The sequence below is a fragment of the Shewanella sp. BJSY2023SW005 genome (assembly GCF_047314585.1).
GTDB classification, from domain to species: domain Bacteria; phylum Pseudomonadota; class Gammaproteobacteria; order Enterobacterales; family Shewanellaceae; genus Shewanella; species Shewanella algae.
Genome location: NZ_JBKORJ010000020.1, coordinates 193,605 through 220,235, shown reverse-complemented (window position 1 = coordinate 220,235; position 26,631 = coordinate 193,605). Strand labels below are relative to the sequence as shown.

Below are 26,631 nucleotides of genomic sequence, written 5' to 3'. Positions count from 1 at the left end.
GTTACGATTTGATGGCAGATTTCGTATAATCGCCAACAGTATTAGTCGCATTGGGTCTGTTATGAGTCAGGTAGCACCAAGCATAGAACACATTCAATATCCTTTCCCGCCAAAACCGGTTCCCTTGTCTGAACAGGAAAAAAGCGAATACAAAGCCAGGATTAAGCAACTGCTCAAGGAGCAGAATGCCGTGCTGGTTGCTCACTACTATACGGATCCTGAAATTCAGGCACTGGCCGAGGAAACCGGTGGCTGCGTTTCCGACTCGTTGGAAATGGCGCGTTTTGGTCGCGATCATCCTGCCAAGAAGCTCATCGTTGCCGGGGTTAAGTTTATGGGGGAAACCGCCAAGATCCTTAGCCCGGAAAAAACCATTCTGATGCCGACTCTGGAAGCCACCTGTTCTCTGGATGTTGGCTGTCCTATTGAGCAGTTCAGTGCCTTCTGTGATGCGCACCCGGATCACACAGTTGTGGTCTATGCCAACACGTCGGCTGCGGTCAAAGCCCGGGCCGATTGGGTGGTGACTTCCAGCATAGCGCTGGAAATCGTGGAACACCTGGACAGTGAAGGCAAAAAAATCATCTGGGGGCCAGACCGTCACTTGGGCAGTTATATTGCCAAGCAAACCGGTGCCGAGATGTTGATGTGGCAGGGCGAGTGTATCGTTCACGATGAATTCAAGGCCAGGGCCTTGCGTCAATTAAAGGCGCAGCACCCGAACGCCGCGATTCTGGTTCACCCTGAATCTCCGGCGAGTGTGGTGGAAATGGCCGATGCGGTAGGTTCAACCAGCCAGTTGATCAAAGCTGCCCAGACCATGGACAATGATACCTTTATCGTGGCCACCGACAGAGGCATCTTCTACAAGATGCAACAGGCAGCACCGGGCAAGACCCTGATTGAAGCCCCAACCGGCGGTGAAGGCGCCACTTGCCGCAGCTGTGCTCACTGCCCCTGGATGGCAATGAATGGCCTCAAGGCGATAGCCAGTGCGCTGGAAAGCCAGGACAACAGCCAGCATGAGATCTTTGTCGATGAGGCGCTGCGTCAAGGGGCTCTGGTGCCTCTGACCCGGATGCTGGATTTTGCCAAGACCCTCAACATGCAAGTCAAAGGCAACGCCTGATAAACCCGCAAGAGTTTGAACCAAGTCAAAGAGCCTGCAAATGCAGGCTCTTTTTCCATTTACACTCGGTTTCATCGACTATACTTGCCGACGTATGCTAAAAATTGTATTTCATAGCAATAAATTAGTAAGTTAGCTGCTTAAAGGATGCATCAATGAAATGGCAATGGATTGAAAATCTTCCTCTGAAACACAAATTTCTCTTGGTTATCCTGCCGCCTTTTATTGCGGCAACCCTGTTTGGTATTTTGTTGTTCAGCGATCGGCTGTCGCTCGCCAATGGCCTGGAAGAAGTGCTGGATCTCAGTGAACTGGCGGTGGTTAACTCGGCGCTGGTGCATGAGTTGCAAAAAGAGCGCGGCATGAGCGCCGGTTATCTCGGCTCCAAGGGCAAGAGTTTTGCCGACAAACTACCGGGCCAGCGGCAACTCACAGATAATCAACTCCAACAATTCAATGATTTCTTGAATAATCATCAGCTTCCCACCGATTTTGCCGCTGATTTAACCGAGGCAAGGAACAGCATTGCCCGCTTGAGAGAAATTCGCAGCCAGGTTGATAGACAAGGGATAAGCGTTGCTGAAGAAGTGGCGTTTTACACTCAGCTGAATAAATTACTGTTGTCGATTGTCGATCTCAGTGTACAGAAGGGCGGCGATCAACAAATTGCCATGCAAGCTGCAGCGTTCTCGGCCTTTTTGCAGATGAAGGAACGCGCCGGTATCGAGCGGGCCGTACTGAGTTCAACCTTCGGCCAAAGTGAGTTCAAACCCGGTGTCTATCGCAAATTTATCACTCTGGTTTCCGAGCAAGACGCTTATCAGGAAAGGTTTGTGGCCTTGGCTGATGAAACCGCACTCAAGAATTTACAGGCATTGCAAGCCCAAGCCGCAGTGGCAGAAGTGGCTCGCTTGAGGGAATTGGCCTTTGGTCAGAAAGCCGAAGATCTCAAGTCTCAATCTCCCGAAACCTGGTTTACCCAATCCACTGCCCGTATCGATCTTCTGCATAAGTTTGAGCAGCAGCTGTCAGACAAACTGCTGGCAGAAACTCTGAGTAAACAGCAAAGCGCAGCCAATCAGACCTGGCTTCTACTCGGGATCATGGTGATAGGTCTGATCATTGTCAGTCTGGTCTCCAGCATCATACTCAAGTATCTGCACGGCAGCTTGAGGGAGTTACATCAGGGCGTAACCCGAGCCCGGGCTCACTATGACTTAAGCGTGCGTTTGCCCCATACGGGCAAAGATGAGTTTGGCGAGCTGGCCGAGTCCTTCAACAGTATGATGACCGACTTTGAACAGGTAATACTGCGCGTCCGCTCCAGCAGCAAGACCCTGCTTGGAGTGGTGCAACAGATGGAACAACACTCGACCCAGATGCAGGCCGATGTATCCGTTGGCTACAGTGAGACAGAACAAGTGGCTTCGGCGATGACAGAAATGAGCTCAACCGTACAGGAAATTGCCTCCAATGCGGTACGGGCCTCGGAAGCGTCCAATCAAGCCAGCACTGAGGCCAGGGAAGGGAGCCTGGAAGTGGGGCGCACGGCATCGGCCATCAATGAACTGGCTGAAGAGATTAGTTATGCCGCCGATGCAATATCCAAACTGGATAAAGATATTCACGGCATTGTCAGTGTACTGGAGGTCATCAGTGGCATAGCCGAGCAGACCAATCTCCTGGCTCTGAATGCCGCCATCGAAGCCGCCCGGGCCGGCGAAATGGGCCGCGGCTTTGCCGTGGTGGCCGATGAGGTGCGCAATCTGGCGCAGCGAGCACAATCTTCCACCGAAGATATTCGTAATATGACAGTAAGGCTCAAACAGGGCGCCGAAGTGGCGGTAGCCGCCATCACCAAAGGCAAGACGCAGGCGGGTACCAGTGTCGATGAGGCCAATCGCGCCGGTGAGGAACTCAGACGCATAGTTGAGCACGTGGAGGTTATCGATAGCATGAATGAACAGATAGCTGCCGCGACCCATGAGCAGTCGGCCGTCTCAGAAGAGGTGAATCGCAACGCTATGAAGATCAGCGATATTTACCGCAATACTCAGGATATCGCCAATGAGCTTGGCAAACTCAATGAGCTGTTGATTAAAGACGCCAACAAGATGAGCGATGAGGTGAGTAAATTCCGCCTCAATGAACATTGATTTCAGCATTTTTCACCTGTTTTGTTCAGCAAACACGCAAACGGATATTATGGCGGATTTTTGCTTGACCGGCATTCGCCTTTTGCGTAAAGTACCGCTCCATCAAGGGGATAGAGATATCTCTTGCTGAATGTGTTGATACGCACAGTAAATAGTATCGATGCGGTGAGGTGTCCGAGTGGCTGAAGGAGCACGCCTGGAAAGTGTGTATACGGCAACGTATCGAGGGTTCGAATCCCTCCTTCACCGCCAGATTTAGACGACGGGGTTCAGTTTAGGCTGAACCCCGTTTTCGTTTGTAAAGCTCAGGGGATGATAGGGGAGTCATCTCAGACTGTTCTGTCCTTCAAGGCTAAAAACCAAGCGAACGGATGATAATGCGCGATAAAGCATTGACCCGGCCTTTGGAGTTCTCTATAGTAGCGCCCCGTTGAGACGCAATGTCCAACGTACGGTGAGGTGTCCGAGTGGCTGAAGGAGCACGCCTGGAAAGTGTGTATACGGCAACGTATCGAGGGTTCGAATCCCTCCTTCACCGCCAGATTCTGATAACGGGATCCAGTATTAACTGGGTCCCGTTTTTCATTTCCGAACCTAACCGACATCACAAACAGGCTGAAGTCATCCGTAGCGCACTTCGTTGTCATATCCATGACAAATTTCCTTTCTGAGTGAATATCCTTCAAGTAATAAATTAAATGACTCAGAATCTGCCAAGGAGACTGTAACCCGGGCGAGGACAATGGTATAAATGGAGCCGATTTGTCCCTACATGTCCAATTACAGGAAAGCTGTCATGATTTTTTCTCAGATTACCGCCGCGCCGGCCGATCCCATTCTTGGTTTAACCGAGGCTTTTAAAGCCGATCCCCGCACGGATAAAGTCAACCTGGGTGTTGGCATCTATAAGGATGAGGCTGGCCAGACCCCGGTACTCAAGTCGGTCAAGTTGGCAGAGGCCAAGTTGCTCGAAGAGGAAAAGACCAAGAGCTATCTCGGTATTGAAGGGGTTGCCCTGTATAACCAGGCGGTTCAACAACTGCTATTCGGTAAAGACAACGCCATAATCGCCGATGGCCGGGCAGTAACGGCTCAGGCGCCGGGAGGTACCGGTTCACTGCGGGTCGCCGCCGAGTTTGTCCTGAGCAACACAGACAGCAAAACCATTTGGATCAGCAACCCAACCTGGGCCAATCACAAGAACATCTTCGAAACCGCCGGGCTTGAGATCAAAGAGTACAGCTATTATCAGGCAGAAACCCATGATCTCGACTTCGATGCCATGATGACAGATCTGCAACAGGCGAGTGAGGGTGATCTTGTGCTGCTGCACGGCTGCTGCCACAACCCGACCGGTATCGATCTGAATATCAATCAATGGCAGCAAGTTGCCAAACTGTGTGCCGAAAAGGGCTTGGTTCCCCTGTTTGACTTTGCTTATCAGGGCTTTGGCACTGGAATCGAAGAAGATGCCCAAGGGCTCAGAGCCGTTGCCGCCTTGGTGCCGGAGCTGCTAGTTGCCAACTCTTTCTCGAAAAACTTCGGGCTCTATAATGAGCGTATCGGCGCCGTGACTCTGGTGGCCAAAGACAGTGAATCAGCTGCCCGGGCTTTCAGTCAGGTTAAGCGTACCATTCGCGCCAACTACTCAAACCCGCCGGCTCATGGTGCCATGATTGTCAGCACTATTCTCAACGACGGTGAACTAAATGCCCTGTGGCAGCAAGAGCTGACTGAAATGCGCCAACGCATAGCCAGCATGAGAACTCTGTTCGTTGAGAGCCTCAAGGCCGAAGGCGTCGATCGCGACTTCAGCTTCATTTCTCGTCAAAACGGTATGTTCAGCTTCTCGGGCCTCAACAAAGAACAAGTTGCCAGGCTTAAAGATGAGTTCGGCGTCTACATTGTCGGCTCCGGCCGTATCAGTGTTGCCGGGATGACCAAGACCAATATGCCGGTTATCTGTAAGGCGATAGCCAAGGTGCTCTAAGCCTGTTGGATTTTGCCCAAGCTTAGAAAGGACAGCTGCGGCTGTCCTTTTTACTTATCCGGCCACAAAACCGGTCTTAAAAATGCTGCTCAGGCAATGAGTTTCTTCGGCTGCAGAGCTTGCACCAGGGCGCTGACCAAGGCGTCTCTGTCGTGACAACCACTCTGGATTGGGTCGGCAAGCGGCGAGCGATAAATCAATCCTTCCTGCGCAGGCTGACCATGACACAGCACAGCATCAATACGCCCTGTGCCTATGAGTTGCTGGCACCAATCCAGTTTGGCATTGAGACTGAGTTCGCCCGCCACTGAAGCCTCGGGCTTCAGATTATCGATAAATACCACTTTAGCGGCGCTGTTTTTAATGGCGGTGGCCAACTCGGGCAACAGCAAAGGCGGCATCAAGCTGGTGAGAAAGCTTCCCGGGCTTAAAATTATCAGTTCGGCAGCTGTCAAGGCCGCCACCGCTTCCTCTGTGGCCCGAACCATAGGTTCAAGATTCATTGCCACTGGCCGCTCTGCCATGCTGTCGACTTCCAGTTCACCAAACACCTTACTGCCGGATACATCGAGTGCCAAAAGATGTGTGGGTTGTTCCGACATGGGGTACAGACGGGTCTCGATTTTGAGTAGGCCGCGGATAAGATTGATAGCCTCAAGCGGCCGGACGCAGAGCTGATCCAACGCGGTCAGGATAAGATTGCCCAGGTTATGGCCGCTGAGTTCGTCCTGGCCATCAAATCTGTATTCGAACAACAAGGAGCCAACAGAAGGTTTATGGGCCAACTGGCTGAGACAGTTACGTAGATCGCCCCAGGCGATACAGTCATTGCTGTTTCTCAACCTGCCAGTGCTGCCGCCATTGTCTGTTGTCGCTACTATGCCGGTGAGGTGGTTACCCAGAAACGCCAAGGCTGACAGGACTCTTCCCAAACCATGGCCACCGCCAATGGCAACAACTTGCCGATATTGACTGAACAACTGCGCTTGCATAGCGGATCCTTGCTGCGGTTTCAAACCCTTTCATTCTACATTAGTGGGGGAAAGCTGCCAGCGGCTGATTTTGTGAAAAGAGATATCTGACATATAATGCGCGGACATTTTCCCCGTAACCTTTGGGCAACAGGCAAAAGGAAAGACTGATTGAAAACCGGAAAACTTGGCTCATTTACCCTGGCACTGGCTTTGGTGATCCTGTCGGTATTGGCACTGAGAGTGTATTTGATACCCAGCTTGAAAACCGCCGAGCAGACTTCAGCGCCACTGATAAAGAACCAATTGGGCGTCAGCTTGATCCCCGATTTCAGCAGTATCAGTGTTGTCAGCGACAAGAAACAGGCGTTTTTTGACTTCCTGCGTCCGGCGGTGCAAAAACAAAACCGGATTATCGCCGAGGAACGTAAATTCCTCGAGCAGGTGCAAAACCATCTGCAAAACCAGCATCAGCTCAATGATGCCGAGCAGTATCGTATTCAACGCTTGGCGGAAAAGTATCAATATGCCATGCGCGCTATCGATAGCGACAGCATCAATAAATTGCTGCGTCGGGTCGATGTGATCCCCGAATCTATGGTACTTATCCAGGCGGCCAATGAGACCGGCTGGGGCAGCTCACGCTTTGCCCGCGAAGGACTCAATTTCTTTGGCCAATGGTGTTTCAAGAAAGGCTGCGGCTTGGTGCCGCAGTCACGCACCGAGGGTATGTCCCATGAGGTTGCGGTATTTAAATCGGTCGATGATTCCGTGGCTTCCTATATGCGCAATCTTAATTCCAATGCAGCCTATTCTTTATTTCGCTCCATTCGCGCCGATCTCCGTAGCCAGCAAGAACCGCTGACCGCTGAAAAGCTGGTCTATGGTTTGGTCAACTACTCGGAGCGTCAGGAAGCCTACATAGACGAATTGCTCGATATGCTGCGTCACAACGAAGAATATTTGGTGGATAACCATGTCGAAAAAACTGCTGTTTAGTGCACTCTTGTTGCTGTCACCCTCTTTGATGGCGAGCCAGGTATCTTTGAACTACGCCGACTTTTACGCGCGGATGAAAGTGATGAACAAGGGGAATTATCAACTCATAGATCTGGCGTTTACAGTACCTGAAACCCAGAACTGTCAGGTGAAAGCCGGCAGTATCAGTACAGAGACTGAGCGCTTTCCGCTGACCTTCGATGCCGGCCAACGGCTATTCATTCCCTTTGATGAAAAACTCAAGAATGCCAGGGCCTTGATTAATCTTGAGATTGCAGGTGAAGGGCAAGGCTGTGGCATTGGGATGCAGCTCAGAGTGCGTAATCCCAAGCAAGAATACAGCGGCGACGAGCTGAGAAACATCAGCAGTCAAATGAATGAAGCGCTGAAGCAGATGCAAGGCTTTCCCATGAAGTACTTCGCCAAGCCTATCTCGGGTTTGAGCATAGAGTTTAGCGGCAGTGAAAATGGTGCTTGGTTCGATGGCCGCCATCAGGCGCTGAATAAGCGCTATGAACTCAGTAACGAGGAAATCGCGTTACTCGAGACGCTGAAGTTTGATGCTACCCCCAAAGTGATCAGCCCTTGGGTCGCGCCAGGCAAATGACAAACGAGTAACCGCTAAACCCGCTGGGTTTATGGTCAAACAAAGCAGAGCCTCGCATTGCGGGGATTTTTATGTCGTATCCGGCACAGGTCCGATATCGTCTCTCCTGCAACATATAGAATAGTGCGGTTAGCATTTTGAGATCGGAAGTAAGATGATTGAATTAAAGCAGGCTATCGCGACTGAGATTGGCCAATTCGTGGTAATGGAACAGTTGCAAAATACGGCCGGCTTTATCATGCCTTACCCGGCGGAAAAGCATCTGGCTGAAATGACGAAAGACACTGTCCACTATCTTTCGATTTATCAAAATGAGTTACTCGCGGGTTTTATGATTTTGGTCGAGGATAAGCCGAAGGAGATAGAGTTCAGAAGAATTGTTGTCGCCCATAAGGGTCAAGGTTTAGGTCAAAGGGCGATGCAATTGATGGAAGAGTATTGCCTTAATGAGTTAAACGCTTCACGTATCTGGCTCGATGTATTTGCTACTAATCAGGTTGGCCGCCATATCTATCAAAAGCTGGGCTATTGTGAATTCGATGCTACTGAAATCGATACTACTGAGGTCAATGGCAAGCGTTTGCTGTTTATGCAAAAGTGGCTTTAGTTTTGATAGTGGCTTTAGTTTTGATTCAGTAAGCGGCAGTAAACAGAGCATTTCCGAACAAGCACCAAGTGCTTGTTCGGAATAGGTGTATCAAGGCTGATAGATGCCAACCACTTCGATACGCTGGCTTTTATCTGCATGTTTGGCAGCACTGTCGAGATCGATATGACCGCTGTTGCTGACATCCATAAAGTCAAAGGCGGGCAAATCGGCTTCGGCAACTTCCCCGCTGGCAGGAGCATCCGGATTACGCTCCAATGCCATAAAGTCAAACACTGTGCGGTCAACACCCTGGGACGGCGCGGTATTTTGCATCGCAGTAAAGATGGTTTCGATGCGCCCCGGGAACTGTTTGTCCCACAGTTTGAGCATATTTTTGACCTCGGCACGCTTGAGGTTTTCCTGGGAGCCGCAAAGGTTACAAGGAATGATAGGGAAGGCTTTCAGTTTGGCGTATTCGGCAATGTCTTTTTCTCGGCAATAGGCGAGGGGACGGATCACCATATTGGCACCGTCATCCGATAACAGCTTGGGTGGCATAGCCTTCATTTTGCCACCATAGAACATGTTGAGGAACAGGGTTTCTATGATGTCGTCTCTGTGGTGGCCCAGCGCTATCTTGGTGGCACCTATTCGCTGGGCAAACCCATAAAGGGTACCGCGGCGCAGCCTGGAACAAAGCGAGCAGGTGGTCTTGCCTTCTGGGATCTTATCTTTGACTATCGAATAAGTGTCTTTTTCTAGAATATGGTAGGCCACGCCTAAGCTATCCAGATAGGCCGGCAGCACTTCTTCCGGGAAGCCGGGCTGTTTCTGATCCAGATTGACGGCGACAATTTCAAACTGCACAGGTGCACGCTGCTGCAGGTTCAGCAAAATGTCCAGCATGGCATAGCTGTCTTTGCCGCCGGAGAGGCAGCACATCACGCGATCGCCTTCTTCAATCATGTTGTAATCAGCAATGGCACTGCCGACTTCGCGGCGTAAACGCTTTTGCAGTTTGTTGAGACGAGTGATTTGTTTCTTATCCAGCTCTTGCATAACTTCAGACATAAAAAAATAAGCGCCCAGTAACACTATGGTTCAGGGCGCGTATTATTCCAGCTAAAGCCGGTCGGGTAAAGGGGCGACTCAGGCCAGAGGCGACTTATAACCGTCGGGTTTTACCGCCAGCAGATCGCAGTTGACCGAATCTATCACATGTTCTGCCGTGTTGCCGATAAGCGCGGCAGAGAAACCGGTACGACCCACAGTACCGAGAACGACCAGCTCGGCGTCCAGTTGCTCCGCCAGCTCAGGGATAACATCCTCAGGTAAACCTTCTTTCACGTGGCAGTGGGCGGTATCGACCCCGTAACTGTTGGCCAGATAATTGACCCGCTGCTCATGCTGCATACGAATGGTTTCGTTGTAGGTGTGGGCATCAAAGTCCGGCAGTTCAATCGCCAGGTTGACCGGAGTTCCGGGATAACCGTTGACAAGGTGCACCTCGGCATCAAACTTGGCCGCCAGTTCCTGGGCATGTTCAATGATCTTGCCGTTCAGGGATTGATGCTCCTCATCTTCAGAGGCAACGTTGACGGCGCAGAGAATTTTGCCTTTCACCGGCCAGTCATGCTGTTTTACCAGCAATACAGGCACTGGAGCCTTACGCAACAAGTGCCAGTCGGTGGGGGTAAAAATAACGGCCTTGAGTTTGTCGTGCTCATGGGTGCCTTTGACTATCAGGTCGTACTCTCCCTGAATGGCAAAGTTGATGATGCTCTCGAAGGGGCGGTTATGCCACAGTACTTCGCTGTCCATCTCGAGTCCGGCTTGCTGATGCGGCTTGAGCAGATCGGCAATCCAGGCTTTGCGTTGATTGATAACCCCCTGACGCATGGCCTCACGTTCCTGATTGGAAAGAATAGAGGTCATTTCATAGGAGAAATCAAAGATGGACAGAAAGACAGTGATCTTGGCCTTGCTGCGAGTGGCGAGTTCCACCGCGCGGGCAAGGGCAGGCTGTTTTTCCGATGTAGGGTCGACTACGACCAATAGCTTTTGATAATCCCTCATGGCTTTTTCCTTATTCCGCAGGATATACCTATATCATGCGATATTGGCTGTGATTTGTATTGCTTGAGATCAATATATTGAATCGCTTGCTATCTTGCTATCCGGGCGGCTCCTGCCAGCCTGTCGAGCTCTTCAAGATCCAGTATAGTGATATATTTTCCTTTTACTTCAATCAGTCCGGCCTTTTGGAACCGTCCCAGCAAACGGCTGATAGTTTCCACCGTCAGGCCAAGATAGTTGCCTATATCACCACGGGTCATGGTGAGGCGAAATTCCCTGGGGGAGAAGCCGCGGCTACCGAATCGGGCCGCCAGGTTACTGATAAAGGCCGCCAGGCGCTCTTCGGCATTCTTTTTGCTGAGCAGCAGGATCATCCCTTGGTCACTCATGATTTCATTACTCATCAGGCGCATGATCTGCTGCCTGAGTTTGGGCATGGTGCCGGAGAGTTCGTCCAAAGTATTGAAGGGGATTTCACAGACCATAGAGGTTTCCAGGGCCTGGGCAAAACTCTGGTGTGATTGGGCATGGATACCGTCAAAGCCTATGACATCACCGGCCAGGTGGAAGCCGGTGATCTGCTCATCGCCCTGTTCTGTGATGGTATAGCTTTTAATCGTTCCGGAGCGGATAGCATACAGAGACTTCAGCGGATCTCCGGACTTGAACAACTGTTCACCCTTCTGAATGGGTTTCTTGCGCTCGATAATATTGTCAAGCTGATCCAACTCATTGGTGTTGAGCGTAAAGGGAATACATAAGGTCCCCATGCTGCAATCATGACAATGAATGGTACAGCCCCCGGCAGCAGGGCGACGATGCTTGTTATTGTCTATTGTCATAGTCTTTCTCAAGTAAAGCGACTCTTCCCATGTTAAACCAATTCACCGACCCCGGCTAGTCAAGCTGAGCCAGGGCGATATAGAGTGTTTGGATCCCGAAGCCAACCAGGAGTAAACCGGCAATCAAGCGTACGGCGCGCTTTTGAGCCCAGTCGGCCAGCGCCTTGGCGGCTACCCCGGCGCTAAGCAAGGCAGGTAATGTTCCCAAACCGAAACAAAGCATGATTAGCGCGCCCTGGCCGGCACTGCCACTGGCCACTGCCCAGGTGAGAGTGCTGTATACCAGGCCACAGGGCAGCCAGCCCCAAACCATGCCGGCCACCAAAGCTTGCCCGGGATGAGTCACAGGTAACACTTTTTGGGACAATGGTTTAAGTAAACGCCACAATCCTTGACCAAGACGCTCAATCTGCACTAAACCTGCCCAGATGCGGGCAATGTAGAGGCCCATGGCGATCATCATTACACCGGCAATGAGCCTGAGCACCAAGAGGTAGATATCGATATCAAACAGCATGCCAAGCCCGGCGGCAGAACCGCCCACCAAAGCGCCGGCCAGGCTGTAACTGAGAATACGACCAAGGTTATAGGGAAGCAGAAACGAGAGTTGTTGCGCCAACGGATTCTGGCCTCGATGGGCAGCGGGAAGCTGGCTGGAAAAGGCGCCCACCAAACCGCCGCACATACCAAAGCAGTGTCCGGCTCCCATCAGGCCCACCAAAAAGGCGCCGGTGAGGTTATATTCCATTGCCTCTATCCTGAGGCGCTTGAGTGACTTCAGCTTCAGCCGTTTGAGATTGCTCCTGTTGCGCCTTGTTGTCCAAAGGTTCCTCATCAAACAGAATCGACACACTGTGGCGCTCGAGATCGTCAAATTGATCCGATTTTACCGCCCAGAAGAAGACACCAACAGCAATCAGCACAAACAGCATGGCGATGGGGATTAGTACGTAGATAATACTCATAAGCGAACCCTGAGAAGTCTGAGGCTGTTGCTGACAACGATCAGCGAACTGGCCGACATGCCGATGGCGGCGATATATGGTGCGACATGGCCTGTAACGGCCAGAGGCAGTATAAGAAGGTTATATCCCAAAGCCCAGGCAAGATTTTGGCGAATGATACGATTGGCTTTACGGGCAACCGCTATGGCTTGAGTAAAACGCCATAGATGATCGCCAAGCAAAATCAGATCGGCGCTGTTTTTCGCCAGCGCAGTGCCACTGCCCATGGCGATAGAGAGATCGGCGCCGGCAAGCACAGGGGCATCATTGATGCCGTCGCCGAACATGGCCACCTTATGTTGCTGTTGCAAACGGCGTACATAATCGAGTTTATCTGCCGGGCTCATGTCTGCATGCACTTCCGCTATGCCCACTTGCCGAGCCAGGGATTCCACATGGGGCCGGGTATCGCCGCTGGCAATCGCCAGACGGATATTGTTTGCCTTGAGAGCCTCGACCGTATCCTTGGCGTCTTCCCTCAGCCTGTCCTGCAAAATAAAACTGGCCACCAAGCCTTGCTCATCGGCAAGGAACACTTGCTGCTGTTCACTGGCGGCGAGCTCGATTCCAACAAACTCGGCGTTGCCTATCTTAAAGTCGCGACCGTTGATCTTGCCGCTGATGCCGCGAGCCACCTGATGATGCACCTCGTTGGCTTCAAGAGCGCCGGCATAAGGGCTAAAGGCCAGGGCTATCGGGTGCAGTGAACCGGCTTCAAGCGCTGCCGCCACTTGTTGCATCTGCAACTCGCTATACTCAGCCTCACGGCCTTTGGTGATGCGGGTTTCCAGCAAGGTCAGATTGCCGCAGGTGAGGGTACCTGTCTTGTCAAAGACCACGGCATCAATTTGCGGCAACTTTTCAAACACTCCCGCTTTACGGGTAATCACCCCCAGGCGGGTGAACAGCGCAGTGGCGCAGGTCACAGCCGTCGGGGTTGCCAAGGCCAGCGCACAGGGGCAGGTAGCCACCAATACAGATAGAGTGACCCAGAAGGCGTCTTCGGGCGAGAACTGGTGCCATACCAGATAAGTGATGGCTGCGATGCTGAGTATGGTGCCGGAGAAATAGCGCGACAGCTTGTCGGCCGTCATGGCGACGGCTGGCTTATTATTGGAGGCCAGTTCCTGCAAACGGATGATCTCTGCCACCAGTTGGTCCTGGCCTATGGCGTTCACCCGTACTTTAAGCGGTTGATCCTGGTTGATGGTACCGGCATAAACCTGAGCTCCCGGTAGTTTGCTTTGTGGCATCTGCTCACCGGTGAGCATGGCCTCGTTGACGGCGGAATGGCCTTGCTCTACCAAGCCGTCGGCGGGGATCACTTCCCCAGGGCGAACCAGTACCAGATCGCCTATTTGCAAGCGCTTGGCGGGGATCTCTTCGCTGCTGCCATCATCCCCGATACGCTTGGCGGTCAAGGGCACCAACTTATGCAGGTTACTCGAACTGACCGAGGCTTTCTGCCGCGCTGCCTGCTCAAAATAGCGCCCAAGCAGCAGGAAGAAGGTGAACATGGACACAGACTCGAAATAGACTTCGCCAGTGCCTTGCACTGTCGCGATACAGCTGGCGATATAGGCGCCGCAGATGGCAATGGAGACAGACACGTCCATATTGAGCCTGCCTGCGAGCAGGGCCCGCAGGGCACTGAAATAGAAAGGCTGCGCTGAGTAGAACACCACAGGTGCGGCAAACATCATGCTCACCCAGCGGAAATAGTCGCGATATTCCACCTCAAGCCCGGTAAAGTAACCGGCGTACAGCGCCAGGGCGAACATCATTACCTGCATGGTGGCAAAGCCCGCCAAGCCAAGCCTCAACAGAAACTTACGGCTGTTCTTTTTACTCTGAACTTCCTGATCATCCAGCTGGTAAGGTGCTGCCTGATAGCCGATGCGGCCGATTTGATTGAGTATTTCAGACAGTTTGATGTCGGCCGGGCGCCAGCTGATGAGGGCTCTTTGAGTGGTAGAGTTGACCTGCACTGAGACTATGCCGGGCAACTGCTTGACTTTGTGCTCGATGAGCCAGGCGCAGGCGGCACAGGTAATGCCGTCAATCGATAGCGAGACAGAGGTTTGATTACCCTGATCGTGCACAAAGTCCTGTTGCACTTCGGGAAGGTCGTAGGCACTGAAGGTTTTGAGCTCATCCGGCACCAGGGCGTTTTGCCTGCTGCCGGGTTCGGAGCGAAATTTATAGTAATTGGTCAGCCCGGCATCCATGATGGCCTGAGCCACCGCCTGACATCCAAGGCAACACATGGGCTGAGCCTGACCATCAATCACTGTACTGAACTGCATGCCCGTGGTGACAGGCTCCCCACAATGAAAACAGACTGTATGTGTCATGACAGCACTCAATTGAGCCAGTAGGTTTTATCCGCTTCTATCTGCAGTCTTTGCTGCAAACGCCATTTACGGTCAAATCCTTCGACTCGTACAACCCAGGCACCATCTAGCGACTCATTGGGAATATAGCGATATACCTTGGAGGCATCGGCAGTCAGCATTTGGGTAAAATCCTTTTCTGCCAGAGTAGGGTGGTAAAACTCCAGGTTCAGTGCCGCCAGATACTCTGGGCCGCCGTGCTGGGTTATCAGGAGTTCGCCATTGTGCCATTCAAGGGAAAACTGCATTCCCAATTGACGGGCATATTGAATTTTGTGGATGTCCTGGTTAATTGCCTTGCCGTTTTTGTAGTAGTCATCGGCAACCAGGGAGTCTGAGTTGGTGAGGGCAATACGCAGAGTGGCAAAACTGGCTATAACGGCGCACATGGGCAAAACGATAAGAAACCAAGGCCAGAACTGCTTATACCAGGCTTGTGGAGCGCTCATACTGTTTACCTACTATTCTATTTGGGCGGCTATTCTATCGCGAAAGCGGTTTTTAAAAAACAAAGGCCCCGAAATTATCGAGGCCTTTGAAAAGTCAAACGAACTTACTTCTCAGCCTGATGTGACAAGCTATATACGTAAGCTGCAATAACGTGAACTTTCTCTTCACCGAGAACGTCTTTCCACGCCGGCATAACACCGCTGCGGCCGTTCTTGATGGATTCCATGATCACGCCACGGCTGCCGCCGTAAAGCCAGACATTGTCGGTCAGGTTAGGGGCGCCCATCAGCTTGTTACCTTTGGCGTCCATACCGTGACAGGCAAAACAGCCCTTCATGAATGAACCTTGGCCCTTGGCGGCCAACGCAGCATCATGTTCACGACCGGACAGGCTCACTACGTATTCAGCCAGACCAGCAATTTCGCTGTCATCGATAGGCAGACCACCTTTAGGCGGCATCATACCGTGACGACCGTTCATTATAGTGGTCTTGATAGTTTCCAGCTCGCCGCCGTACAACCAGTCACCGTCGGTCAGGTTGGGGAAGCCTTTGCCACCGCGACCAGCTGAGCCGTGACACTGGGCACAGTTCTGCAGGAACAGACGGCCACCGACTTTCAGGGCTTCTTCGTTCTTGACCAGCTCGGCCAGTGGCGTTGCTTTGTAAGCTTCGAAGATAGGGCCGTACTTTTCATCGGCCAGCTTCACTTCCTGATCGTACTGAACCCAACGGCCTTCTTCTGTTGCGTCAGCAATCGCCTTGGCGGAGTCGGCCTTGATGCCTTTTTCGGTGCCTATGCTCTGGTTGGAACTGCTCCAGCCAAGCAGGCCTTTGTAGTTACCCAGTCCAGGGTAGAGCACCAGGTAGAGCAGACCAAAGACGATGGTGATATAAAAGAGATAGCTCCACCACTTAGGCAGTGGGTTATTGATCTCCTGAATACCATCATAGCTGTGGTCCATCAGGTCGCCTTCTTTAATCTCCGGCGTGGTGTTTTTGGAGCAGAGCCGTAGCAGAATAAAACATCCTGCGATCACCAGTAAGCTGAGTACGGTGATCCAGATACTCCAGAAGTTACTCATTAACATTATTTGTGTTCTCCTGAGTCCTTCGCATTCTGGTGTTGTTCCTCATCGGAAAACACCAGATTAGCTGCTTCGTCGAATTGCTTTTGACGACGCGAGCTATATGCCCAAGCAAATATCCCGACAAAAACCAGGATCAAAACCAGCGTAATAATCCCTTGCATTGTGCCGTAGTCCATATTTGCCTCCTTATTTCAGTGCGTGTCCCAGCGACTGCAGATAGGCTATCAGCGCCTGCAGTTCTGTCTTGCCTTCAACGGCTTTTTGGGCGCCTTCGATATCTTTATCTTCGTATGGCACACCAAAACCACGCATCACTTCCATTTTCTTGGCTGTGTATTCACCTGTAAGGGTGTTTTCAGCAAGCCAAGGGAAGGCAGGCATGTTGGACTGAGGAACAACGGCACGGGGATCGATCAGGTGAACTTCATGCCATTTGTCACTGTAACGACCACCCACACGGGCCAAGTCGGGACCGGTACGCTTGGAACCCCACAGGAAGGGGTGATCCCAAACCGACTCACCGGCAACCGAGTAATGACCGTAACGTTCGGTTTCGGCACGCAGCGGACGGATCATCTGGCTGTGACAGTTGTTACATCCTTCACGGATATAGATATCACGGCCTTCCAGCTGCAGGGCTGTGTAAGGCTTGAGACCGGCAACCGGCTCAGTGGTATCTTTTTGGAAGATAAGCGGCGTGATCTGCACCAGGCCACCAATACTGATGGCAATCACAGTGAAGATACCCAGCAGGCCGACGTTCTTCTCAACTATTTCATGATTGAATTTCATCGTTACTGCTCCTTATGCGGCTTTGGCTTCTGCGATGGCAGGCAGAGAGTCTTTAGGGGCATAAACAGTGCGCAGCACGTTGTAAGCCATGATCAGCATACCCGTTACGAAGAAACAACCACCCAAGAAGCGGACAAAGTAGAACGGATAAGAGGCTTCCAGACTTTCAACAAAGCTGTAAGTCAGGGTGCCGTCTGCGTTCACTGCGCGCCACATCAGACCTTGCATTACACCGGAGATCCACATGGCAACGATATAAAGTACGGTACCGATAGTCGCCAGCCAGAAGTGCAGGTTCACCAGCTTGGTGGAGTACATGCGGCCATGACCAAACAGCACTGGGATCAGGTGGTACAGAGAACCGATAGACACCATGGCAACCCAGCCAAGTGCACCAGAGTGAACGTGACCAATGGTCCAGTCGGTGTAGTGAGACAGAGCGTTTACTGTCTTGATGGCCATCATAGGACCTTCGAAGGTAGACATACCATAGAAGGACAGAGACACCACCAGGAAGCGCAGAACCGGATCGGTACGCAGTTTATGCCAGGCACCGGACAGGGTCATGATACCGTTGATCATACCGCCCCATGAAGGAGCGAACAGGATCAATGACATCACCATACCCAGAGACTGAGTCCAGTCGGGCAGGGCAGTGTAATGCAGATGGTGAGGACCAGCCCAGATATACAGGGCAATCAGTGCCCAGAAGTGGACAATCGACAGACGATAAGAGTAAACGGGACGCCCGGCTTGCTTGGGAACGAAGTAATACATCATTCCGAGGAAACCGGCAGTCAGCAGGAAGCCTACCGCGTTATGACCGTACCACCATTGCACCATGGCATCGACAGCACCGCTATACAGTGAATAAGACTTCCACAGGCTGACAGGAACAGCCATGGAGTTCACTATGTGCAGTACGGCGACTGTGATAATGAAGGCGCCAAAGAACCAGTTGGCCACATAGATGTGGGAAGTGGTTCGTTTGATAATGGTACCGAAGAACACGGTCGCATAAGCGATCCAGACTACGGCGATGGCGATATCAATAGGCCATTCCAGTTCGGCGTATTCTTTACTGCTGGTGATACCCAACGGCAGAGTGATTACGGCCGAGAGAATGATGGCTTGCCATCCCCAGAAGGTGAATGCAGCCAGTTTAGGTGCAAACAGACGGGTCTGACAGGTGCGTTGAACGACATAATAGGATGTGGCGAAAAGGGCTGAAGTGCCGAACGCAAAGATCACAGCATTGGTATGTAACGGTCTTAAACGACTGAAAGTTAACCAAGGAGTCTCAAAGTTCAGCTGTGGCCAGATTAACTGAGCCGCGATAAGTACACCTAATGACATACCAATAATGCCCCACAAAACTGTGGTTAAGGCAAATTGGCGGACAACGGTGTAATTGTAATCAGCGCCTGTTGGCTGGGAATGGTTCATCATATTGCTTCCACTGCTTATTACTTTTACTTGTTGTTCAGTAAAGGACAGGCCTTTACCTGTTATAAAATGACTCGAGTGAAGGCGTCCCCTATGAGAGTCACACTCTTGTGTCAATGGCTTAGCCTGCATATTTGTGACAAAACGTCAGGCGATGCAATGATACTTGAGCTACGTCAAAAAAGATACCAATCTGCCGGACACATTGTTGATCCAGATCAAACTTGACCATAGAATGTTAACACCTTGCAGCATAAGGTGAAATTTTATGCATAGTGCGACTCTCCCCAAGCTATTTGGCGCCGTTTTCAGCCTGCTTTTGCTCCTGGGTTGTGACCAGGCTCAAACTCCCCGGGCGACCCAAACTGTCGCAGATCCCGATTTATGTGATTTTTCCGTTACCGATTGTGTTAAAAAATTGGGTGAGCAGCAGATCTCCCTGATGCTAAACCCAAGCTTTGCCCCCAGCGAAAAGCCTATTCACTGGCAGCTTGGCTTTAATCGCCCGGTATCCAATCTCAAACTTCGTGTCGAGGGCCGGGATATGTTTATGGGGGTCATTCCTATGACGCCGTCTGCCACCGAAGGGGAAACATTCGAGGGCCAACTGATTTTCGGCTCCTGCAGCAGTGGTTATATGGTATGGCGGGTGTTTGTCAGTTGGCAGCAGGGCACAGAGCAGTACTCAACTTGGTTCGACTTTCTCGCCGACAGCCATAAGCAGAAATAGCCATAAGTTGAAATCGGACATTTTGCCTGAAAACCTCTGCAAGACTAAAAATCTCGTATACCGCGAGCCTGCTCAAATGGCTCGCATCTCAATTTTCGCTATGCAGAACCATTCCCCCGGTGTGCAAACAGCTTAAGGCTCGGCGTCATCGCGCCAATTGTTTTTTATTTTGATAAAGATATCTATGTTATCAATAAACAGCCTTAGAAAGTCCGGGTCAAAATGGCTGCCGCTGTAGGACTGCATCTCGCTCAGTACCTCATCGAGCGGCCAGGCTGGCTTATAGCAGCGGGCGTGTGACAGGGCATCGAACACATCGGCAATGGCAACGATTCTGGCGAAGGGATGTATCTCTTTACCCGAGAGGCCCCTGGGATAGCCACTGCCATCGTACTTCTCATGGTGTTGCAGGGCGATTGTGCCGGCGGCCTTTAGAATGAGCCGCTCTGAATTAGCCAGGATCTGATGGCCGATTATCGGGTGTTGCCGCATCACATCCCACTCAATATCGTCCAGTTTCCCCGGTTTGAGCAGCACATTGTCGGGAATGGCAATTTTCCCTATGTCATGCATGGGCGCAGCGCGCTTGAGCAGATCGGCCTGCGTTTCCGGCAGGCCGGCAAGCAGCGCCAGTTCATGGCAATACTCGGCCATACGCTTCACGTGATTGGCCGCTTCCTTGGAGCGGCTCTCCACCACATCACCGAGACGTAAAATAAGCTCCGACTGAGTATCTTCCACTTCCTGATTCAGCAGCAGGTTTTCGAACGCCACCCCGACATTAATGGCAAAAATGTCGATAAGCTGTTTATCCAGATCGGTCAACTGGCTGACCGAATCCATATAAAGCAGGTTGACCCAGTTATTTTGGGCCGGAAAGTAGCCCACAAAGCAATCATCCCGATAAAGACAACGCTGCTCTTTCAAGGCTTCTTCCATCAGCGACTGAATATTAGAAGGCAAGGGTTTCTCATGGTGGTTGGTAAACTCACCAGTGGCGGCCAATATCTGAATTTTGTTGCCGTTACCCGGCTCCGTTACCGCATCCATGGCATTGCAGCCGAGTATGGTGGTGGCGTCTTTGAGCTCAAGCAAGTTGGCCACCTGGGTCAGCAAGCCATCAGCAAATTTGTGCAGGGTACGCAATTCAAACAGGCCGGAAGTGGCCTCCAAAACCCGCTCCAGTCCCTGGCGATGATTGAGCTGCATCTGCCGCGCCTGCTCAATTTCGGTAATGTCCCTGAAAGAGCGCAGGGCAGAGTAGACACTGGTTGTCAGCTTACGGGAGTCCAACTCGGCCTTGGCTTTATAGTCATTGATGTCATAGTTAACTATCACATCCTCTTCCGGCGCCTGCCCGGGTTGACCGGTACGCAGAATCAGCCTGATGGCTTTATTTTGTTGGTTTTCACGGATCCACCGCACCAACTCAAGCCCGGCATGATCGCTTTCCATCACCACATCAATAAAGGCGACGGCGACATCTTCTTCACCTTGCAGTAGCTCTTTGGCTTGTTCGCCGCTATAAGCGTTGATAAAGCTCAATCCGCGGCCGTCGAGTTTGAAGCGGGAGAGGGCAAGTTTAGTGACTGTGTGCACATCAGGCTCATCATCCACCACCAGAACTTTCCAGGGGGGCAGGGTATCTGTCGTTGTTGAAGCTTTCTTTGAGCCAAATAGCGGGCCTTTCTTGGCCATGTCGATCAGCATCTGTCGGACTCCAATCAATTGAATAGTTTTGATTTACCTTTCAAAAGTGTAGTCCAAGCATCGAGAAGGGCTAGCAATAGCTCACAAATTTGACAACGGCCGGTATAGGGGGATTTTCAGCAGCGCCAGGATCTACTATATTGAGAATTATTCTCATTAAGTGGGTGACAGAATGGAAACCAAAAGCAAAACAATATCGTATAAAACCGATCAGGAAGTTTGCATGGCGATACCCGTCGGCAAACTGGCTGAGTTGATCCACAAGGGCGAATTATGTGCGGCGGATTTTCGTTGTCTCGACAGCCAATCCAAAAAGCAGGTTTGGCAATTGTGCCTTTGGTGCTGTAAGCAAAGAGTCCATTGCGACCGTCAGTGCAGCCAATGTGAGACTGGGATTAGTGCCGATAAATAACATTATCGGCATCAGTCAAAAAAGAGTAAAATCTATAGTAATCATTGCTATAGAATAGGTTTTACCTTGGAAGACTATCAAGCGTTATCTGCCATGCCGCTGTTTGACAGCGCAGACTTGCTTTTGCAGGGTAACCCTGTGGTCAACAACTATATTACCCAATTAAGCCTGGGTAAAGTGGCCGATGCCGGCCTCTTGCTTGAGCATGCAACAGACTGGCTTTACGAACAAAGAGACAGTGAAAACAACTACAAGGCGTACCGCAGCGAGTTGACAACCTTTTTTCACTGGTGTTTCGATGTCGCAGGCATATCCGCCGCCAATGTGGGCCGACGGGAAATGGGACGTTACGTGGCTTATTGCCAGGCACCACCAACAGAGTTAGTGGGTTATTTCAACGTCCCGCAATTCAAGACGGATAAGTTCAATCAGAGTCGGGAACCCAATCCCAACTGGCGGCCGTTTATTGGTCGCAAGGCGCTCGGCAAACCCTTGCCATACAGCCTGAGCGATAATGCCTTGAAGACAAAAATAGCCATACTTTCATCATTTTATACTTATCTTATGAGCGAAGAGTATTGTGAGCGCAACCCGGCGCAGCTCTGGCTCAATCACAGTCGCTTTGCCAATAAGAGTAAGTTCAGGTTGGATCCTGCCGAAGAGCAACTCAAGGTGTTCAGTGAGCTGCAATGGTCTTATCTTGTTGCTTGCGTGCAGCGCCTGGCTGAAGCCGAGCCGGCACAACATCAACGCAGTCTGTTCTTGATTAACCTGATGTACGGCTGTTATCTGCGGATCTCGGAAATTGCCGCTCGTGCCGGTTATGCGCCAACCATGAGTCAATTCAAGCGCCATAATCACAGCGGCATTTGGTATTTTCATATTCCCAGGAGTAAAGGCGGCAAGGCCAGAAACGTGGCGGTATCCAAAGCGTTGCTGCAATCACTGCAAAGTTACCGGCGCCATTTGGGATTGAGTGACTATCCACAATCCAATGAAACCACGCCGCTGTTTATACGGCATCGCGCCGCCGGCCGAGGTCGGGAAAGTGGCGTGCTCAATGCCAACCTCGGCATACGTCAACTGCGGGATGAAATTCAGTTTCTGATAAACTGCGCCGCCGATGATGCCGAGAAAGATGGCTTTATCCAGGAAGCCAATGAAATGCGACAGCTTACTGCGCACAGTATTCGTCATACAGGTATCACTCATGACATCAATCTCAATGCTCGGCCTTTATCCCATGTGCAGGCGGACGCCGGTCATGAAAGCATAGACACCACGTCGCAGTATCTGCACACCAGTCAGGAAGAAAGGCACCAGAGTGCATCCGCCAAACCATTGGATAGACTGCAAGGAATTGAGAGTTAATCCAAGAAAACTATTAGTAGAGGTTTAAAGTCACGGAGGAAGTTGCCTTAAACCTGGGATTACCGGTAATAACTCTCCAGATTTCAAATAGCTGCACATACAGATGCGCACAATGTATATTATGTTAAATTGATTCTGATAAGGCTTACGTACATATGCATGCTCCTTTCATCGTGGATCGGTTTGCGTTTTCCAAGAACTTCCTGAATTGAGTCGATCTCTCTGATGTTGTTTGCTCCATCGTATTACTCCGATTGCGATTACTCCAAGCTGTTGGCGGCAGTAACCACAGCAAAATGTGCTTGCCGTCGATTCCAATTGCTCCATCTAATGGTTTTTCCAAATGACCCTAGCCTAGATTAGCCGCGACTGTGTCTATCTTTTGTAAAGTGTCGGGTCTGCAATTTTGACTCGAAATTTCCCCGATAATTGCAGTGATTACAACACCTTGAGCAGAGAAAGACATCCAAGAATTCAATACACGGTCTTTAAAAAACGGCTGTCAATCAAAAATGAAATGTTTCTTTACGTTGCAGCTTTGCCTCCTTTCCGGGATCACACTTGGATTACATCCCCGGTCTCATTTCCTCAGATTTATGTGAAGTAACACATAAACTGTTCATAGGTTTGAATAGAGTTAATCATTGATATCAGTAACTTGTATTTAAGTTGGCCCTAATTGTAAATAGGAATAAATATCATTTAATAGATTTAATACTTGTGCTATGTTGCGATTCTTTATCAAACCAATTCTTCGGACATCGCAACTCATGTGGTACCTCCTGTTGATCCTGACGATGACCCTGGGCTCACTGCTTATCTATTTAGGCAGTAAACACCAGGCATTGCTTGCCAAACCTTTGCCCTGGCAGGCCAAACTGCTGGGCACTTTATTACTGCTGCTGGCTCTGCTCGGCTGGGGTTTACTGTTGACGGCCTCGGCCGCGTTGTTTTTTTGGCTAATGCTACTTTCCATGCTGCTGGGCTCCCTGCCCTTTATTTCCCTGCTCAAGGGAGACAACAGATGACAACCATTAAGAAAGATAAAATCCGCCCTGACTGGCTGGGGAAAACCCTTGCCGGCGCCTTGCTGGGCTTTGCCCTGGCAGTGGCTCTCAGTGGTATCTTTGCCTGGGTGGGGCCTGGTGGAATAGATGCCAAAGATAAGGTGCAATTCAATATGTGGCTAATAGCGCCACTCTGGCTTTCATTCTTCAGCTTCAGCTATTTGTTCTACAGTGCCCGCCGCGCCATTTTCTGGCTAATGGCGGCCAACGTGCTTGCATGGCTGCTGCTATGGTGGGTTAAGTAAATGCAGATCCGCAGCGATATTCTCAGAATTTATCAAACACTTCATACCTGGGTGGGCATACTCGCCGGGATTTTACTGTTTATCGGTTTTTATGCCGGCGCCCTGACCATGTTTAAGGAAGAGATTGCCGCCTGGTCATCACCACCGCAAACCATTTTGCCACAGGTGAAACTGGAACAGATGGACCAACTACTCAGCGAAGCCACAGCGCAACACCCTGAGTTAAGTAAGGGCTTCAGCCTTCATCTTGCCAGCGACAAGCATTCGCCTTTGAGTTGGTACGCCTCCGGCAGTGAGCGGCAATGGGGTCTGGGCGATGAGCTTTGGCATGCCAGTTTAAGCAATCAAGGTGAGCTCATCTCCCATAAGGAACCCAAGAGCCAACTGGCACGCTTGATAGATGAGCTGCACCGCACCGGCGGTATTCCCGGTGATATGGGACACGAGCAGCTCGGTGCTTATTTTATGGGGGTTGCCGGCATTCTCTATTTTTTGGCGTTGGTTTCCGGGGTGATCTTCCTGCTGCCAACTCTGGTGAAAACGCTGTTTGCCTTAAGGCGCAAGAAAGGCCCCAATCGTTTTTGGCTCGACAGCCACAACCTGCTTGGCATCACAGCACTGCCATTTCATATCATTATCAGTTTGACCGTGGTGGTGTTTGTCTTTCACGATCAATTGTACGGCGCCTTGGGGCAGTTTGTTTATGGCGATAAGCCGATGTTCAACCGCGAAGCACCCAAGGGCGAAGTGCGCTCACTGAGCACCCTGCCCCCGGTGACCGAACTGGTTGCTCGGGCCGAAAGCTTCGCGCCCGGTTATCAGGCACTCAGTTTGACCTATATGGGCATGGATACTCCGGCTCCCATGGTCCGGATGGCCATGTATAACCAAGAAGCGTTGATGCGCGGCCCGATAGGAGACTTCCTTTATATGAACCCCTACACCCTTGAAGTGGGCAACAGCACCTTTACTCCGGGGGAAGAAGGCATTTGGGGCCGGATGGTTTCGGTATTCTTTGGACTTCACTTTGGCTCCTACGGCGGCTATCCCGGTCGCTGGCTCTATTTTTTCCTCGGAATGAGTGGTGCCATACTGTTTTACAGCGGTAATCTGCTATGGCTGGAAAAGCGCCGCAGCAAACAGCGCAAGGGGGAGCCCATTCCAGAGCAACCGAGAAGAGTCAGGATCCTTGGAGCCGCTACTGTAGGAATTTGCTTGGGTTCAATGTTAGGCGTTGCGCTGGCCATGTTGCTGGGTAAATGGGGATATGCTCATGTAGAAAATATCAATCATCTCTATCTGTGGAGCTACTACGCCAGTTTCCTTATTGCCCTGGCTTATGCTTTCTGGCGTGGTGCTGCCAGAGCCGCGGTAACACTGCAAGCGCTATCGGCGCTGGTCTGTCTGGCAATGCCGCTGACATCCATCCTGGCGTTGCTGGCACCCGGTCTTGGAATTTGGGCACCGGAGACCCCAGGCACCTGGGCGGTGGATCTCACCGCATTCGGTTTTGCCGCCATCTTTGCTTTTGGCGCGCTCAAAACCTTTAAACGAGCGACCCAGGGGCCGGCTGACAGTATCTGGGCCATACCGCAAAAACAGCCTATTGCTGCGCTGCAAACCAGCGCTCAGTCTTAAGCTGTTAGTTTGAATCATTCCACAAAGCCCCGTTCGCGGGGCTTTGCTTTGCAAGTCATGCCATCGAGCTCACAAGTTGCACAACAGAATCGCCATTGCCCGGCGCCATTATTGCTTAATCTGCCAACGGCTTTTATAGTAGCCGCTGATTTTTATGGAAGAAAACCAAGGAGCTGGAATGTCCACCAATACGTTGTCTCTCCATCAGATCTGGTGGCTTACACTCACCTCGCCACAGATCAGTTTCCAAACCCAGGCCAGAGGTTATCTTAACCCTACTTCCCTGCATGCCGGGCTCGAAGAACCCAATACACTGGAAGAAGACTGGGGTATTACCGATAGATTATCCCTTCATCAGCAGATTGCCAGTCTGGTTAACGACGGCACCCATGGTCATTATCTGGCCAGTGATTACAGTCAATATGCCTGTGGTACCAGCTTGAACTGGCGATATCTTATTGATTTAGAGCAATCCCCGCGTAGGCAGGCCGAAATGCGCTATGTCGCCGCAACTTATTCCATCCTCGGCCTCGGCGGCACCCGTGCCTATGATTTCGGGCGCGCCTCTTATCTCACCCGGGAAGGATTGCGCTTGGGTTGGGTCAGCCAGGAAGAGTTCGATTTTCTCCACAGCTTTATCGCAGCCAAGAGCCGCTATTTTTACCGCTCTTGGGAGCAATATACCCAAGCCTGGTTTGCCGGGCGTGCGATATGGATGTTTTTAATCAATGAGCCGGACACAGAAGAGGCCGCAGAGGCATTACTCAATGGCTGGATAGCCAGACGACAACGGATAGACTATCGCCGTGCTATCAGTGACAAGGATAACCCCATTCATCAATGCGACTGGGACATGGAATTGCCGCAACTTAGCGCCCCGCAAAGCCTGCTCGATCTTCTCAACCAAACACAGGATTAGTCGCC

At 51.2% G+C, this 26,631-nt stretch carries 25 protein-coding genes and 2 tRNA genes; 14 read left to right on the top strand and 13 right to left on the bottom strand.

What is annotated here, in order from left to right:
- Nucleotides 1–61 precede the first annotated feature (61 nt).
- The 5 genes from nadA (at nucleotide 62) to ACMHXI_RS05280 (ending at nucleotide 5,275) form a co-directional block, all read left to right on the top strand.
- Entirely contained in the window at nucleotides 62–1,129 is a 1,068-nt protein-coding gene (nadA, locus tag ACMHXI_RS05300; RefSeq protein WP_071238161.1) for a quinolinate synthase NadA, read from the top strand.
- A gap of 155 nt (nucleotides 1,130–1,284) precedes the next feature.
- Nucleotides 1,285–3,285: a methyl-accepting chemotaxis protein gene (locus ACMHXI_RS05295; RefSeq protein WP_251101225.1), complete on the top strand. Its 2,001-nt coding sequence runs from the start codon at nucleotides 1,285–1,287 to the stop codon at nucleotides 3,283–3,285.
- A 164-nt stretch (nucleotides 3,286–3,449) separates the two neighbouring features.
- Nucleotides 3,450–3,537 (top strand) — tRNA-Ser (locus tag ACMHXI_RS05290).
- 201 nt (nucleotides 3,538–3,738) lie between these two features.
- Nucleotides 3,739–3,826, top strand: a tRNA-Ser gene (locus ACMHXI_RS05285).
- 255 nt (nucleotides 3,827–4,081) lie between these two features.
- Entirely contained in the window at nucleotides 4,082–5,275 is a 1,194-nt protein-coding gene (locus tag ACMHXI_RS05280; RefSeq protein WP_208190429.1) for an amino acid aminotransferase, read from the top strand.
- Between the two features lie 89 nt (nucleotides 5,276–5,364).
- Here ACMHXI_RS05280 and yvcK read toward each other — a convergent pair whose 3' ends face one another.
- On the bottom strand, nucleotides 5,365–6,267 hold the full coding sequence (gene yvcK / locus ACMHXI_RS05275; protein WP_025887406.1) for a uridine diphosphate-N-acetylglucosamine-binding protein YvcK: 903 nt from the start codon (nucleotides 6,265–6,267) through the stop codon (nucleotides 5,365–5,367).
- A 150-nt stretch (nucleotides 6,268–6,417) separates the two neighbouring features.
- On the opposite strand from yvcK, the gene ACMHXI_RS05270 reads away from it, so the two are divergent.
- From ACMHXI_RS05270 to ACMHXI_RS05260, 3 genes are all read left to right on the top strand, one after another.
- Entirely contained in the window at nucleotides 6,418–7,245 is an 828-nt protein-coding gene (locus ACMHXI_RS05270) for a glucosaminidase domain-containing protein (RefSeq protein ID WP_413734220.1), read from the top strand.
- Nucleotides 7,223–7,852 (top strand): DUF2987 domain-containing protein, encoded by a 630-nt coding sequence (locus ACMHXI_RS05265; protein WP_208184753.1) that lies wholly within the window; start codon nucleotides 7,223–7,225, stop codon nucleotides 7,850–7,852. Before ACMHXI_RS05270 ends, ACMHXI_RS05265 begins: the two co-directional genes overlap by 23 nt.
- A gap of 154 nt (nucleotides 7,853–8,006) precedes the next feature.
- Complete coding sequence (locus ACMHXI_RS05260; protein WP_413734218.1) at nucleotides 8,007–8,459, top strand: GNAT family N-acetyltransferase; 453 nt, start codon at nucleotides 8,007–8,009, stop codon at nucleotides 8,457–8,459.
- A gap of 90 nt (nucleotides 8,460–8,549) precedes the next feature.
- Here ACMHXI_RS05260 and ttcA read toward each other — a convergent pair whose 3' ends face one another.
- The 11 genes from ttcA to ccoN form a co-directional block, all read right to left on the bottom strand.
- Nucleotides 8,550–9,512, bottom strand: a complete 963-nt coding sequence (gene ttcA, locus ACMHXI_RS05255; protein WP_208184751.1) for a tRNA 2-thiocytidine(32) synthetase TtcA — start codon at nucleotides 9,510–9,512, stop codon at nucleotides 8,550–8,552.
- Nucleotides 9,513–9,590: 78 nt separating this feature from the next.
- Nucleotides 9,591–10,517 carry a universal stress protein UspE gene (uspE, locus tag ACMHXI_RS05250; protein ID WP_025010390.1) on the bottom strand — a complete coding sequence of 309 codons (927 nt, stop codon included), beginning with the start codon at nucleotides 10,515–10,517 and terminating at the stop codon, nucleotides 9,591–9,593.
- Nucleotides 10,518–10,606: 89 nt separating this feature from the next.
- Entirely contained in the window at nucleotides 10,607–11,359 is a 753-nt protein-coding gene (gene etrA, locus ACMHXI_RS05245) for an electron transport transcriptional regulator EtrA (protein WP_025010389.1), read from the bottom strand.
- A gap of 55 nt (nucleotides 11,360–11,414) precedes the next feature.
- Nucleotides 11,415–12,107, bottom strand: a complete 693-nt coding sequence (locus ACMHXI_RS05240) for a sulfite exporter TauE/SafE family protein (RefSeq protein ID WP_044734484.1) — start codon at nucleotides 12,105–12,107, stop codon at nucleotides 11,415–11,417.
- On the bottom strand, nucleotides 12,097–12,324 hold the full coding sequence (gene ccoS, locus ACMHXI_RS05235; RefSeq protein ID WP_044734483.1) for a cbb3-type cytochrome oxidase assembly protein CcoS: 228 nt from the start codon (nucleotides 12,322–12,324) through the stop codon (nucleotides 12,097–12,099). Before ccoS ends, ACMHXI_RS05240 begins: the two co-directional genes overlap by 11 nt.
- On the bottom strand, nucleotides 12,321–14,717 hold the full coding sequence (locus ACMHXI_RS05230; protein WP_208184750.1) for a heavy metal translocating P-type ATPase: 2,397 nt from the start codon (nucleotides 14,715–14,717) through the stop codon (nucleotides 12,321–12,323). The genes ccoS and ACMHXI_RS05230 overlap by 4 nt, the downstream gene beginning before the upstream one ends.
- An 8-nt stretch (nucleotides 14,718–14,725) precedes the next feature.
- A complete protein-coding gene (locus ACMHXI_RS05225; RefSeq protein ID WP_025010384.1) occupies nucleotides 14,726–15,205 on the bottom strand; it encodes a FixH family protein in 480 nt (159 codons plus the stop codon).
- 104 nt (nucleotides 15,206–15,309) lie between these two features.
- Nucleotides 15,310–16,290 carry a cytochrome-c oxidase, cbb3-type subunit III gene (ccoP, locus tag ACMHXI_RS05220; RefSeq protein WP_025890018.1) on the bottom strand — a complete coding sequence of 327 codons (981 nt, stop codon included), beginning with the start codon at nucleotides 16,288–16,290 and terminating at the stop codon, nucleotides 15,310–15,312.
- Between the two features lie 5 nt (nucleotides 16,291–16,295).
- The gene (locus tag ACMHXI_RS05215) at nucleotides 16,296–16,472 is read right to left on the bottom strand and encodes a CcoQ/FixQ family Cbb3-type cytochrome c oxidase assembly chaperone (protein WP_025010383.1); all 177 of its coding nucleotides are present in this window, start codon (nucleotides 16,470–16,472) and stop codon (nucleotides 16,296–16,298) included.
- A gap of 10 nt (nucleotides 16,473–16,482) precedes the next feature.
- Nucleotides 16,483–17,088 (bottom strand): cytochrome-c oxidase, cbb3-type subunit II, encoded by a 606-nt coding sequence (ccoO, locus tag ACMHXI_RS05210; RefSeq protein ID WP_025010382.1) that lies wholly within the window; start codon nucleotides 17,086–17,088, stop codon nucleotides 16,483–16,485.
- 12 nt (nucleotides 17,089–17,100) lie between these two features.
- Complete coding sequence (gene ccoN / locus ACMHXI_RS05205) at nucleotides 17,101–18,537, bottom strand: cytochrome-c oxidase, cbb3-type subunit I (RefSeq protein WP_028779894.1); 1,437 nt, start codon at nucleotides 18,535–18,537, stop codon at nucleotides 17,101–17,103.
- Between the two features lie 265 nt (nucleotides 18,538–18,802).
- On the opposite strand from ccoN, the gene ACMHXI_RS05200 reads away from it, so the two are divergent.
- On the top strand, nucleotides 18,803–19,264 hold the full coding sequence (locus ACMHXI_RS05200; protein ID WP_144225549.1) for a hypothetical protein: 462 nt from the start codon (nucleotides 18,803–18,805) through the stop codon (nucleotides 19,262–19,264).
- Nucleotides 19,265–19,396: 132 nt separating this feature from the next.
- Here the strand turns inward: ACMHXI_RS05200 and ACMHXI_RS05195 are convergent, their stop codons facing one another.
- Nucleotides 19,397–20,974 carry a DUF3369 domain-containing protein gene (locus ACMHXI_RS05195; protein ID WP_208184749.1) on the bottom strand — a complete coding sequence of 526 codons (1,578 nt, stop codon included), beginning with the start codon at nucleotides 20,972–20,974 and terminating at the stop codon, nucleotides 19,397–19,399.
- A gap of 505 nt (nucleotides 20,975–21,479) precedes the next feature.
- On the opposite strand from ACMHXI_RS05195, the gene ACMHXI_RS05190 reads away from it, so the two are divergent.
- From ACMHXI_RS05190 to ACMHXI_RS05170, 5 genes are all read left to right on the top strand, one after another.
- A complete protein-coding gene (locus ACMHXI_RS05190; protein WP_208184780.1) occupies nucleotides 21,480–22,757 on the top strand; it encodes a tyrosine-type recombinase/integrase in 1,278 nt (425 codons plus the stop codon).
- 770 nt (nucleotides 22,758–23,527) lie between these two features.
- The gene (locus ACMHXI_RS05185) at nucleotides 23,528–23,785 is read left to right on the top strand and encodes a hypothetical protein (protein ID WP_044735810.1); all 258 of its coding nucleotides are present in this window, start codon (nucleotides 23,528–23,530) and stop codon (nucleotides 23,783–23,785) included.
- A complete protein-coding gene (locus tag ACMHXI_RS05180; protein WP_028779881.1) occupies nucleotides 23,782–24,069 on the top strand; it encodes a hypothetical protein in 288 nt (95 codons plus the stop codon). Before ACMHXI_RS05185 ends, ACMHXI_RS05180 begins: the two co-directional genes overlap by 4 nt.
- Nucleotides 24,070–25,707, top strand: coding sequence for a PepSY-associated TM helix domain-containing protein (locus ACMHXI_RS05175; RefSeq protein WP_345873945.1), 1,638 nt, complete (start codon nucleotides 24,070–24,072; stop codon nucleotides 25,705–25,707). It abuts the gene before it with no gap.
- Nucleotides 25,708–25,885: 178 nt separating this feature from the next.
- The gene (locus ACMHXI_RS05170; RefSeq protein ID WP_117200699.1) at nucleotides 25,886–26,626 is read left to right on the top strand and encodes a DUF1266 domain-containing protein; all 741 of its coding nucleotides are present in this window, start codon (nucleotides 25,886–25,888) and stop codon (nucleotides 26,624–26,626) included.
- The last annotated feature ends 5 nt before the right edge of the window (nucleotides 26,627–26,631 follow it).

Excerpts from the sequence above, each read along its gene's own strand:
- ACMHXI_RS05200 (WP_144225549.1), top strand. The coding sequence starts at position 18,803 with ATGCATAGTGCGACTCTCCCCAAGCTATTTGGCGCCGTTTTCAGCCTG.
- ACMHXI_RS05240 (WP_044734484.1), bottom strand. The coding sequence starts at position 12,107 with ATGGAATATAACCTCACCGGCGCCTTTTTGGTGGGCCTGATGGGAGCC.
- etrA (WP_025010389.1), bottom strand. The coding sequence starts at position 11,359 with ATGACAATAGACAATAACAAGCATCGTCGCCCTGCTGCCGGGGGCTGT.
- ccoN (WP_028779894.1), bottom strand. The coding sequence starts at position 18,537 with ATGATGAACCATTCCCAGCCAACAGGCGCTGATTACAATTACACCGTT.
- ACMHXI_RS05280 (WP_208190429.1), top strand. The coding sequence starts at position 4,082 with ATGATTTTTTCTCAGATTACCGCCGCGCCGGCCGATCCCATTCTTGGT.
- ACMHXI_RS05295 (WP_251101225.1), top strand. The coding sequence starts at position 1,285 with ATGAAATGGCAATGGATTGAAAATCTTCCTCTGAAACACAAATTTCTC.
- yvcK (WP_025887406.1), bottom strand. The coding sequence starts at position 6,267 with ATGCAAGCGCAGTTGTTCAGTCAATATCGGCAAGTTGTTGCCATTGGC.
- ACMHXI_RS05260 (WP_413734218.1), top strand. The coding sequence starts at position 8,007 with ATGATTGAATTAAAGCAGGCTATCGCGACTGAGATTGGCCAATTCGTG.
- ACMHXI_RS05215 (WP_025010383.1), bottom strand. The coding sequence starts at position 16,472 with ATGGACTACGGCACAATGCAAGGGATTATTACGCTGGTTTTGATCCTG.
- ACMHXI_RS05230 (WP_208184750.1), bottom strand. The coding sequence starts at position 14,717 with ATGACACATACAGTCTGTTTTCATTGTGGGGAGCCTGTCACCACGGGC.
- ccoS (WP_044734483.1), bottom strand. The coding sequence starts at position 12,324 with ATGAGTATTATCTACGTACTAATCCCCATCGCCATGCTGTTTGTGCTG.
- nadA (WP_071238161.1), top strand. The coding sequence starts at position 62 with ATGAGTCAGGTAGCACCAAGCATAGAACACATTCAATATCCTTTCCCG.
- ccoO (WP_025010382.1), bottom strand. The coding sequence starts at position 17,088 with ATGAAATTCAATCATGAAATAGTTGAGAAGAACGTCGGCCTGCTGGGT.
- ttcA (WP_208184751.1), bottom strand. The coding sequence starts at position 9,512 with ATGTCTGAAGTTATGCAAGAGCTGGATAAGAAACAAATCACTCGTCTC.
- ACMHXI_RS05185 (WP_044735810.1), top strand. The coding sequence starts at position 23,528 with ATGTGGTACCTCCTGTTGATCCTGACGATGACCCTGGGCTCACTGCTT.
- ccoP (WP_025890018.1), bottom strand. The coding sequence starts at position 16,290 with ATGAGTAACTTCTGGAGTATCTGGATCACCGTACTCAGCTTACTGGTG.
- ACMHXI_RS05170 (WP_117200699.1), top strand. The coding sequence starts at position 25,886 with ATGTCCACCAATACGTTGTCTCTCCATCAGATCTGGTGGCTTACACTC.
- ACMHXI_RS05265 (WP_208184753.1), top strand. The coding sequence starts at position 7,223 with ATGTCGAAAAAACTGCTGTTTAGTGCACTCTTGTTGCTGTCACCCTCT.
- ACMHXI_RS05175 (WP_345873945.1), top strand. The coding sequence starts at position 24,070 with ATGCAGATCCGCAGCGATATTCTCAGAATTTATCAAACACTTCATACC.
- ACMHXI_RS05180 (WP_028779881.1), top strand. The coding sequence starts at position 23,782 with ATGACAACCATTAAGAAAGATAAAATCCGCCCTGACTGGCTGGGGAAA.
- ACMHXI_RS05190 (WP_208184780.1), top strand. The coding sequence starts at position 21,480 with ATGCCGCTGTTTGACAGCGCAGACTTGCTTTTGCAGGGTAACCCTGTG.
- ACMHXI_RS05225 (WP_025010384.1), bottom strand. The coding sequence starts at position 15,205 with ATGAGCGCTCCACAAGCCTGGTATAAGCAGTTCTGGCCTTGGTTTCTT.
- uspE (WP_025010390.1), bottom strand. The coding sequence starts at position 10,517 with ATGAGGGATTATCAAAAGCTATTGGTCGTAGTCGACCCTACATCGGAA.
- ACMHXI_RS05195 (WP_208184749.1), bottom strand. The coding sequence starts at position 20,974 with ATGCTGATCGACATGGCCAAGAAAGGCCCGCTATTTGGCTCAAAGAAA.